Below are 9906 nucleotides of genomic sequence, written 5' to 3' on the forward strand. Positions count from 1 at the left end.
CCGGTTGGGCAGCCCGTGGCGGGACCGGCTGCCGCAGCGCACGCTGAAGAGCCTGCTACGCCGCGCCGGGGCCGAGGGCGGCCGCGCAAACAACTCCCCTCCGAGCCAGTTGCGGAAACGGCCGGCGCAGTGCGCGCTGGGGCGTCTGTCGTGGTGTCTGTCCATGACCCAGGGCGGCCTCGCAAGCAGCCGGCCAGTGCGCCAACGAGGCGCGTCGCAGATCCGTTCGACGCCAAGGACAACGGCGCGAACTGCATGCGCTGCGGGTATGCGATCGAGGCGGGACGGGAAAAGCGCCGGCTGATGACCTGCTCGGGGTGCGGGTAGATCGTACGGGCAGTCGTGCATCAGTCTGGTCGTTGCCGGGAGCTGCCGATCCGCTTGGAAGAACCTATCTCGATGTCCACCAAACCGGCAGCAGGCCAGTCGCCCTCGAACAGAAGCGGATTGGGCAAGCGCCCCTTTTGGGTATCGTCAGGGTCCCTATTCTGGGATTACCCCGCACAGACGACGTTAATTTTCACATAAGCAACTATTTCCAGCGTCGGCCTGTCATGTTTCGCTGCAGGCGCTAATCTGGTGATAGCCTGTCCGGCATACGTGAACGCCCTATTCCGGAGTCAGGCCGTGAGGGGACAACGAGATCCATGGACTTGGAGACTCTGGCGAGCCTGAGTAACGGCGCGCGGTTCTTCCGCGCGGACCTGCATGTGCATTCCTACGGCGGCTCCTATGATGTGAGCGACGCGAAGGCGACACCCGAGAACATCGTCCGGGAGGCAGCGAGCGAAGGGCTGTCGATCATCGCTATCGCCGACCACAATGAAATCAGCAACGTGCGCGCCGCCGTCGCCGCCGGTGCGGCGGCGAACATCCTGGTCATTCCCGCTGTCGAGCTGTCAGCTCCCGAGGGCCACCTGCTGTGCTATCTACCTTCGCCCGAAGCAATGGACCGCTTCTACAATCGGCTGTCGATCGCCGGACGCGGCACTGTCGATTGCCGCTGCCAGACCGGAACCACCGATTGCCTGAACCTGCTGCGGGAACATGATGGGTTCGCCATCCTGGCGCACGTCGATGGCTCTGGTTCCTTTGAAGAGAATGTGCCGCGCTTCACACCCGCGAAGCTCGACATCCTTTGCCATGAAGCTTTGCTGGGGTTCGAGGTCATTCGAGCCGACGGCGACATCCTCTACACCGACGGCGATACTAATATCGACCGGCGGAACGCCGCTGGTGTGCGCATCGAGCGTCTGAAGCTAGGGTCGCGGCAGTTTCTGGCCCGTGTGCTGAACAGCGATGCCCACACGCTGAATGCCGTCGGCCGCAATGCCCGCAATCAAAATCGGATCACCCGGTACAAGATGGAGCGTCCATCCTTTGACGGCCTGCGGCTCGCGCTCGATGAGGCGGACACGCGCGTCCGGATCGAGGACGAGGTTCCGCGCAGCGTGCCCATCGTAAAGGGCGTATCCTTTGAAGGCGGCTTCCTGGACGGTCAGACCATTCACTTCAACGCCAACCTGACGTGCATTGTCGGCGGTCGAGGCAGCGGCAAATCCACTGCCTTCGAGGCTGTGCGCCTGTTATGTCAGTATGGTCCGCCGGAGGCGGGTTCGGTCATCGACAGTGACGTATGGCCTGATCTTCTGGCGCTCTTCTATCGGGACGAGACGCGCCAGACCCACATACTAAGCCGCGCCAAGGACGGCGCGCTCGAGAATGTCGATGATCCCGTTCTGGGCTCGGTCAGTTTTCCAATGGAGTCATATCGCCAAGGCGAAACGAACACGATCAGCAAGAAGGCGCAGGACGACCCGCTGGCCCTGCTGACCTTCCTTGACCGCCTTGTCTCGATCGAGGTGGCGATCGAGGCGGAGGACGCCGTTCGCACCGAGCTGAACGAGCTCACTCCGGAGGTGGTGAAGGCGCGCAAGAACGTGGCGGAGATACCCGGTTGCGAGCGCGACCTGAAGCTGAAGCGCGGGCAGGTGGAGCGGCTGAAGAAGGATCGCGGTGAAGAGATCATCAAGCTACAGCAGCGCCTGGAGTCGGAACGTCGCACGAGAAATTCCATCGCTGCGGCTCTGACCGAGCTGAAGGGCGCCACTAGCCAGGAAGGGATCACCGCCATCACCAAGGGTATCCGGGAGGTCGCCCAGGGTAGCTTTGAGATTGGTGCGCCTGAAGTCGCCGCTATCGTTGCCGACACGACGGCCTATGAAGGGAAGGTGGCGACGATGCAGGCGGGACTCGTCACCTCGACTAACTCTTACAGCACCGCGGTTCAGGCGCAGATCGCGTCCTGGAGGAGCAAGGAAACGAAGACCGCCGAACAAATCGACGAAAAGAAAAAAGAGCTTCTGGCCGCCGGCATCCGGCTGGACATCCCGTTCATTCAGAAGCTGGTCGCGGACGAAGCGAACCTCACCGAGCGCTTACGCAAGCTCAACACATGGAAGCCTCATCTTGCCGCCCTTGAGAAGAAGCGCACTGACCTGTTGAAACAGCGGTGGGCCGCGCGGTCAAAAGTCGCCGGCATTCGCTCCGCGTTCGCCACCAAAGCTTCCGAAGCCCTCAAGGGCACGCTGTCCGACATCTTTGTCACGCTGAAGTTTGACGAAGGCGCTCTCTGCCCCGAAGGCGAGCGGCTGGTCATCGAGACGATGGGATGGCGGACGCTGCAACAGCTAAAGGCCGCTGCGCTGATCAACGACCTGACCCTTCCCAAGCTGCTGGACTGCCTAAAGCGCCGCGACTCTAAGCCGATCGCCGCGCTGCGCACGCCGCAAGGAGGTGCCGTCTTTCAGCAAGGTGAAATCGATGTTCTGGTGGAGCGGCTTTCTGATTTCGACTTACTCGCCCAGCTCGAAACCGCGGCGGTACATGACGCGCCCCGGCTTAGCGTGACAAAGCGCGTTACCGCCCAGGACGGCTCGGCCAAGTTCATCCCACGCGAGTTCAAACGGCTTTCCCTCGGACAGCAGCAATCCGTGCTGCTCGCCTTGATGCTGTCCAGCGAGAGCAGAGCGCCGCTGATCGTGGACCAGCCGGAAGACAACCTTGACAGCGAGTTCATCTACAAGACGCTCGTTCCAGTTCTGCGGCGGGTCAAGGAGCGGCGACAAGTTATCGTTGTTACCCACAATGCCAATATTGCCGTGCTGGGCGATGCCGAACAAATCGTCGTCCTGAAGGCGACCAACGAACAGGCTACGATTACGTCGCGCGGCTCGATTGACGAGCCGGCTACGCGGGAGGCGGCGTGTGCTATCCTTGAGGGTTCTCGGGAAGCCTTTGAGCGGCGTGCCCGCATCTATGGGAAGCGGACAGGTACATAGCTTTTGCGCTATTGGTCGCCGTTAGCGTCTGATCCAGCGATGTCGGCTTCCAAAGGAAGGCAGTAGCTGATCGAATGACCGAGTTGGGTGCTAAGCAGACTGACAAGGATTGGCCGTGTGCCGACTGGCAGGTTCCGAGTGGCCTCGATAGTTAGCTGCCGTTTACGGGGTCAGATGACTCCGGCCGCTTGCGACCATTAGCGGACCTTCAAAGCGGAGGGGATTTTCCATCCTTCGTTTTTGAACGGAACTCGCCAACCACCTCATATGTGCCGGGATCAAATGTAGCGAATGACAGGGCTTCTTCGAGATATGGGCGTGGGGCTGGGTCTAGGCGCATGGCCTCATAGTCAGCGAGGCTGGCCCATTTAGCGTACATGGTGACCTTGCTGCCGTCTGTGCTGCGATGAAGGGTCGACGAAATGAACCCAGGCGCGTTGCTGACGATCTCGCCCGTGACCCTGGTCAATATATCGACCAATCGCTGTTGGTTGGACGGATCGACTTGAAAGACATTGATGAAGACAATCACGGCGTTCCAACCTGGGCGAAAAAGCGAATCGATCATACGAGAAGTAGGGTCGATGGACGCAGAGGCAACTGCCGCTTTCCACCATTCCTGTTGACTGACGCTTCATGAACGAAGGTCGGCTTTAGGGATCAGCTGCGAGGCGGCTGCATGGCCGAGATGGGCGCAAAGTGGACGAACGGGCATCGGCGTTATCGCCCCAAAGCCTCAAGCTGATGTTCCCAGACCTCCGGCAATGGCTGAAGCAGTCTGGGAAGGCTTGGGGCGGATCCTGTCCTTCCCTCCATCAGTTCCTCCACCATGGCGGGAGCGAGCAACGTCAGTCGCAGGAGGCTCCCGAGGTATCCCCGCTCGATCCTCTCCGCCTCCGCCATTTCGGTGATCGACGCATAGCGCCCCTCATCAAGCAGTCGCTGATAACGAAACGCCCTCCCGAGCGCCTTCACCAGCGCCGGATCGGCGCGTGTCGGGATGGTAGCCTCGTCGCCTTCCCGAACCGGCGTGAGTACCGTCTTCCGACCCCGCCGGCGCCGGACCTTCAGCGGCACCCGGACCGTGATGCTGGTGGCGGCCGTCATGCCGCGGCACTCAGCGCGCTGGGCGCGATGGAGCCGAGATCCCGGACGAGGCCGGCCAGCCCTTCGACACGCAGGCGGATGTCCGCGCCGGCGGGCCCCAGCACCACCCGCTCCACCAGCGCCCGCACGATCCGTGCCTGCTCGGCGGGGAACAACTCGTCCCACAGCGGGTCGAGCCGATGCAGCGCATCCCGGACCTCACGCTCCGTCAGGTCCGGCGCCTCCTTACGTGCCGCGAGCCAAGTGCCGACCACGACCTCCGGCTGGCGCAGCAGGGCGCGGATCTGGCTGATCACTGCACCCTCGATCTGCGCCGCCGACACGCGCCGCACGATGCCGTCGTCCACGACCATGTCGGCCTTCAGCACGCGCTGGGCCACGTAGTAGCAGTAGCGCCGGCCGTTCTTCACCGCGTGCGTCGGCGACATGGCGCGACCGTCGATCCCGAAGATCAGCCCCTTCAGCAGTGCCGGGGCGTGCTGCCTGTTCTGCGCCGCCCGAGTTCGCGGGCTAACCTGCAGCAAGGCATGCGCCCGGTCCCACAGATCCCGCGGCACGATCCCTTGGTGCTCACCCGGATAGACCTGCCCCTTATGCGCCGCCTCGCCGACATAGGTGCGGTTGCTCAGCAGCTTGTAGACGTCGCCCTTGTCCAGCGGCCGGCCGGCCTTGCTGGTGGCGCCCTCCGCCCGGAGGCGGTTCACCGTCTCGATACCGGATCCCGTCTCGGCGAAGATCTCGAACACCCTGCGCACGCGCAGAGCTTCGTCCTCATTCACGATGAGCTTGCGGCTCACCACGTCGTAGCCGAGCGGCACCTTGCCCCCCATCCACATGCCGCGGGCGCGGGAGGCGGCGAATTTGTCCCGGATGCGCTCGCCGATGACCTCGCGCTCGAACTGGGCAAAGCTGAGCAGGATGTTCAGCGTCAGCCGCCCCATGCTGGTAGTCGTGTTGAAGGACTGCGTGACCGAGACGAAAGTGACGCGGTGCGCCTCCATGGTCTCCACCAGCTTGGCGAAATCCATCAGCGAGCGGGACAGGCGGTCGATCTTGTAGACGACGATGACGTCGACCCTGCCCTGCTCGATGTCGGCCAGCAGGCGCCGCAGCGCTGGCCGCTCCAGTGTCCCGCCGGAGAAGCCCCCATCATCGTAGCGGTCACGGACCAGGAGCCAACCCTCGGCCTTCTGAGAGGCGACATAGGCCTCGCAGGCCTCGCGCTGAGCGTCGAGGGTGTTGAACTCCCGGTCCAGACCCTCGTCGGTGGATTTCCGCGTATAGACGGCACAGCGCAGTTTCTTCGTGGTGGCCGGCATGATGGTGTCGGCGGGGGGTTTCCTCCGGCTCATGCCGCACCCCCGGTCGGCCGCAGCCCGAAGAACGTCCAGCCGTTCCACCGTGTTCCCGTGATGTGGCGCGCGATGGCAGACAGCGACCGATACGGCCTGCCCTCATACTCGAAGTCATCGGCGCGCACGGTGACAACATGCTGCACACCATCGTACTCGCGGATCAGCCGCGTGCCCGGCAGCGGCCGGCTGTCGGCGCGAATGCGGCGCAGGACGACGTTGCCACCGTCCAGTTGCTCGCCCAGCGCCTCGAGCCGCGCCCGTGTCTCCGGCTTCAGGCCCCCATAGGCCAGTTCCTGGATGCGATAGGCCAGCCGGCTGGTGATGTAGCTGCGGCTGAATGGCGGTGCCTCCTTGCCATACAGCCGGCGCCATTCATTCTTGAGCTCGGCGATCGGCGCCGTCTGAATCCAGGCGAGGCGGCCGAGCACCTGGTCGCGCGGGAAGCTGGTGATCGGCAGTGCGACGGGCTCGATGGCGTCAGCGGCGGTCTGTCGGCGGGTCATGCGGAACTCCTCTCCAAGGGGTCCGCATGCACGCTCTGGTGGGCGGAGAAGTGTAGCGAACTCTCTCCATCGACCTCGAGGTCGCGGTCGAAGTCCTCGGCAGTGCGGCGACGCAGCCGCAGCAGGCCTCGGGCTAGGAGGTCGCAGACCTCGCGCAGGTGGGGCGGGAGGTGGAGGAGCGGCGCGGAACGCTTGGGGGTCGGGGTCATCGGTTCGCGCAGAGAACCGCCTGGGCGATCAAAGATACAGCAAAATCAGCGCGTTAGAGTAACGCTTCGAAAAAGAAAGCAGCCGATCGAGACCCCGAGAACTGCGATTACTACGCGCAATATCCCCTTTTGCTTGCGAATCTGCGTCGTTTGCTTCTAGCCATCTATCCGCATGAACATCCTCACCGCCGAGTCGGAGGGATAATGGCGACCCTCAAGCAGTTCGTTCGGCGTGTCCCGATCGCTCTTCTCCAGCAGCACGTGGAGCAGGTCGGTGTGTTGCTACCACCCGAGTTCGAATGGACCGCCGGCAGCAGCGCCACAGCAAAGCGCTTCTCCGATATCATGGAGCAGTACGATGGCACGCCCGCAGAGCGACTGCGCCTCGACGTGGAGCGGGTGTCTGCGATGGGGGATGAGGTCGGCGATGGCGCTCTGTACTCGACCTCGTCGGATCCCTCCGCCCTTGATCGCCAACCAAGCAGCCATGCGCGGGCCTACTACTCCTTCCTGACGAACCTGGCCGATTTTCGCCGCGCCGAGGAGGCCCGATACGCGGATGAGAGGCGCCGTGGCCGCAGTTGGGACGGCTTCGAGTCCGAACGCGATCTCACGGTACGACGCGATGCCGCCAACATCGCGGAGTTTGAAAAGGCGGCCTCTGCTTTTTTTGGAACAAGCCAGGTCGAGGCGGAAATCAGCGAGAGGGTACGCAAGCGGCATCATAGGTCCGATGCTGCCCTGGTGCAGACGACGATCTACGTCGAGGATCGACCCAGCGAACTGCGGTCATTCCATGATGGACGCATCGCGTTCACGACGCATCGTCCCGTCCACGAGGCAGCCATCACCTACGAGCCTGAGACGGGCGCCATCGAAGTTGTTGCCAAGGCTGGTGCGCATCGGCCTGCATTGGCCAATCTTTTTGCCGAACACCTGCTGGCAACGCGCCATCGTGGTAATCGCATCGCCGTCAGGCGCTATCGCCTGGACCATCTGCGCCAGCCCCAGCACTTCGAATCTGAGCCGCTTCATCAAATCGACAGCGTCAGCGTGAAGGCGATGAGTCTGATGCCGTTTGGAACGCAAGGTGAACGCCTCACGCTTGAACTGATGGGTAAAGCGCCGGGGACAATTTGGGACCTTGCCGAGCGCAGACTACAGGGCGGAGCCACGCGACTTGCCGACTATCTCATCACCCGCATCACGCTGGTCGTGCGCTTCAAGCCAAAGTTGGGAACCGGACGAGCGCGGGTGCTGCCGATAACCATCACGGGCGGCACCGGATGCAATCTCAAGGATTGCACGGAACAGGAGCGGCTGATCGGCGAGCATTATATGCGGGCGTGGGGCATTCTCGAGGATGTCTGAGCTCGTCTTGCTTGGCGCCGATGCGGTCTCGCTTCTCTGCTCATTGCTGGAGGCGGAGGAGCCCGTCATCACCGGATATGCCGTCGAGTTGCTTCCGATGGCGGCTACGCCCCTGATCGAGCAGGGGTTGCTGGTGCCCGCTGGGTACGACGATGTCATCGGCGTCGAGACAGATGGGCAAGAAGAGCTCGTTTCGGTCTTTCCGATCGATGACGACAGCGCGCTCGGCTATCTGGATCGATATGCGGGCTTTGTGCGCGTCCCGCCCGAGCGCCTTCTTCGACGTCGAGTCGATGTCTCCGGTGTTCTGCGCCGAATGACGTCCGAGCTTGACCTGCCGGTTGGTTCGCCGATCAATGAAATCAGCCCGGGCTTGGTGTGGGAGATTCCCGCAGCGCGCCTCGGCGCATCTTCGAGCCGCCGCCCCCTGTGGTTCGCACGCCGCTTGTTCGACCCTGCCGTGGTCGCCCACATCACGGCCATGATGGAACGTCGGCCACAACCAGCGCCGCTGATCATACTTACTTCGACGCCTGCTGGGCGCGATCATCCCCCACCCCTGGAGGGGGCTATCGCGATCTTCGTGCGGGACGTCCTTCGTGACCCCGACGATCTCGCGCTCCATGCTGGCATTCTTGAACGACGTCTGAGCGGTCTCTCCGTAGCGCACGATCCAGCTTTGGCGGTGTGGCTTTCAGCCGACGCTAAGACCATCCGCTTCAGATGCGGCACAGAAATCCATTTCCGCGGCGCAAAGCAGATCGCCATCCTGAGAACGCTGAAGTCTGCATATGATCGCGGCCAGGCGGTGCGCGTGAAAGAGCTTACGATGCACGGCGGCATCGCGAAGGTTTTCGGGCCCGTACGCTGGCAACAGCTGGCGCCATTCCTGGAACAGCGCCCGGATGGCTGGACCTTTAAACGCTGAGCCGCATTTCTCCGGCAGTTTCTCCCTTTTCTCCGATGCGTGTCTCCGCAGACCGGGGGTTCCTTCGCCTTGCTTCGACGCATCGCGAAAGGCTCCACCATGGCTCCCATCCGCCTCAACCAGATTGAACTTGCCCGCCGCTGGAAGATCAGTCCCCGCACCCTGGAACGGTGGCGTTGGCTGAAGCTGGGGCCGCCATACCTCAAGCTGGGTGGCCGCGTTGCCTATCGCATCGAGGACGTCGAGGCCTATGAGATCGAGCAGTTGCGGGGGCAGGCGTGATGGACGCCGCCACGGCTGCCGCGATGTCCGATCCGCATTGCAATCCGCATTTCCGCCGCCGTTGGAACGAAGCCATCATGGATGCGCCGCCTATGCCGGCACTTCCGGGGCGGGATCCCGTCGGCACATTTGGGCTGGTGCTGCAGGAGGCGCTGAGCCGCGCCACGCGTTCGGGCGGTGCCGTTCACCTGCGTCAGAAGCCGGAGGGCCCCAGCGATGGCTGACGGCGGGTTCCACATGCCGACGCTCGCCGGCCTCGCTGCCATCCCGCGGTGGGTTGCGTGGCAGACTGAGGACCGGAACGGCAAACCGACCAAGATGCCTTACCGGTCTGATGGTCGACGGGCGAAAGCCAATACGCCTGCGACCTGGTGCGATCGCTCGACCGCCGCGGGGCGCGCGCCGGTGCTGCCGCGGCCATATGGCACCGGTGGCATTGGCATCATGCTGGGCAATCACCTCGGTCTCACGATTGGCGGGCTCGATCTAGATAGCTGTCTTTCAGAAACCGGCGACCTGGCACCCTGGGCATTTGAGGTGATGGCGCGCTTTCCCTCGTATGCGGAGACATCGCCTTCAGGGACCGGCCTGAAAGTGTTCTTCACCTACGACGGGACCGCTCTGCCTCACCTTCGTTCCGTCATGGGCGCGGCCGATTGGAGCAAGCTCTATAAGCGCAGGACTGGCGTTGCGCATCCGCCCAGCATTGAACTGCATCTGGGCAACCGCTTCTTCACAGTTACTGACCAGCAGCATGGTGATACCGTCCATCTCCATCACGTCCCGACCGAGACCCTGCTTTGGCTGATC

10 protein-coding genes are annotated in these 9906 nt (G+C 63.0%); 6 read left to right on the forward strand and 4 right to left on the reverse strand.

Features of this window, described 5'->3' with window-relative positions:
* The first annotated feature begins 647 nt into the window (after window positions 1–647).
* Window positions 648–3341 (forward strand): TrlF family AAA-like ATPase, encoded by a 2694-nt coding sequence (locus IEY36_RS30000; RefSeq protein ID WP_188973948.1) that lies wholly within the window; start codon window positions 648–650, stop codon window positions 3339–3341.
* Between the two features lie 208 nt (window positions 3342–3549).
* Here IEY36_RS30000 and IEY36_RS30005 read toward each other — a convergent pair whose 3' ends face one another.
* The 4 genes from IEY36_RS30005 to IEY36_RS30020 all read right to left on the reverse strand — a co-directional run bounded on the left by IEY36_RS30005 (window position 3550) and on the right by IEY36_RS30020 (window position 6306).
* A complete protein-coding gene (locus IEY36_RS30005) occupies window positions 3550–3873 on the reverse strand; it encodes an antibiotic biosynthesis monooxygenase family protein (protein WP_188973949.1) in 324 nt (107 codons plus the stop codon).
* 188 nt (window positions 3874–4061) lie between these two features.
* Window positions 4062–4448, reverse strand: coding sequence for a hypothetical protein (locus IEY36_RS30010; RefSeq protein WP_188973951.1), 387 nt, complete (start codon window positions 4446–4448; stop codon window positions 4062–4064).
* Window positions 4445–5800 (reverse strand): recombinase family protein, encoded by a 1356-nt coding sequence (locus IEY36_RS30015; protein ID WP_188973953.1) that lies wholly within the window; start codon window positions 5798–5800, stop codon window positions 4445–4447. The genes IEY36_RS30010 and IEY36_RS30015 overlap by 4 nt, the downstream gene beginning before the upstream one ends.
* Window positions 5797–6306, reverse strand: coding sequence for a DUF2924 domain-containing protein (locus tag IEY36_RS30020; protein ID WP_188973955.1), 510 nt, complete (start codon window positions 6304–6306; stop codon window positions 5797–5799). The genes IEY36_RS30015 and IEY36_RS30020 overlap by 4 nt, the downstream gene beginning before the upstream one ends.
* Before the next feature lie 413 nt (window positions 6307–6719).
* On the opposite strand from IEY36_RS30020, the gene IEY36_RS30025 reads away from it, so the two are divergent.
* The 5 genes from IEY36_RS30025 to IEY36_RS30045 all read left to right on the forward strand — a co-directional run.
* The gene (locus tag IEY36_RS30025; RefSeq protein ID WP_188973957.1) at window positions 6720–7886 is read left to right on the forward strand and encodes a hypothetical protein; all 1167 of its coding nucleotides are present in this window, start codon (window positions 6720–6722) and stop codon (window positions 7884–7886) included.
* A complete protein-coding gene (locus IEY36_RS30030; protein WP_188973960.1) occupies window positions 7879–8814 on the forward strand; it encodes a hypothetical protein in 936 nt (311 codons plus the stop codon). The genes IEY36_RS30025 and IEY36_RS30030 overlap by 8 nt, the downstream gene beginning before the upstream one ends.
* A 99-nt stretch (window positions 8815–8913) precedes the next feature.
* Window positions 8914–9096: a helix-turn-helix transcriptional regulator gene (locus tag IEY36_RS30035; RefSeq protein WP_188973962.1), complete on the forward strand. Its 183-nt coding sequence runs from the start codon at window positions 8914–8916 to the stop codon at window positions 9094–9096.
* Window positions 9096–9320 (forward strand): hypothetical protein, encoded by a 225-nt coding sequence (locus IEY36_RS30040; protein WP_188973964.1) that lies wholly within the window; start codon window positions 9096–9098, stop codon window positions 9318–9320. The genes IEY36_RS30035 and IEY36_RS30040 overlap by 1 nt, the downstream gene beginning before the upstream one ends.
* Window positions 9321–9333: 13 nt before the next feature.
* On the forward strand, window positions 9334–9906 hold a 573-nt coding region (locus IEY36_RS30045), incomplete at its 3' end, for a hypothetical protein (protein WP_229681716.1).

The organism is Neoroseomonas lacus (assembly GCF_014644535.1).
Lineage (GTDB): Bacteria > Pseudomonadota > Alphaproteobacteria > Acetobacterales > Acetobacteraceae > Neoroseomonas > Neoroseomonas lacus.

Bases quoted from the DNA above. Each gene is read 5' to 3' on its own strand.
- IEY36_RS30020 (WP_188973955.1), bottom strand. From the start codon at position 6,306: ATGACCCGCCGACAGACCGCCGCTGACGCCATCGAGCCCGTCGCACTG.
- IEY36_RS30000 (WP_188973948.1), top strand. From the start codon at position 648: ATGGACTTGGAGACTCTGGCGAGCCTGAGTAACGGCGCGCGGTTCTTC.
- IEY36_RS30030 (WP_188973960.1), top strand. From the start codon at position 7,879: ATGTCTGAGCTCGTCTTGCTTGGCGCCGATGCGGTCTCGCTTCTCTGC.
- IEY36_RS30015 (WP_188973953.1), bottom strand. From the start codon at position 5,800: ATGAGCCGGAGGAAACCCCCCGCCGACACCATCATGCCGGCCACCACG.
- IEY36_RS30040 (WP_188973964.1), top strand. From the start codon at position 9,096: ATGGACGCCGCCACGGCTGCCGCGATGTCCGATCCGCATTGCAATCCG.
- IEY36_RS30025 (WP_188973957.1), top strand. From the start codon at position 6,720: ATGGCGACCCTCAAGCAGTTCGTTCGGCGTGTCCCGATCGCTCTTCTC.
- IEY36_RS30035 (WP_188973962.1), top strand. From the start codon at position 8,914: ATGGCTCCCATCCGCCTCAACCAGATTGAACTTGCCCGCCGCTGGAAG.
- IEY36_RS30010 (WP_188973951.1), bottom strand. From the start codon at position 4,448: ATGACGGCCGCCACCAGCATCACGGTCCGGGTGCCGCTGAAGGTCCGG.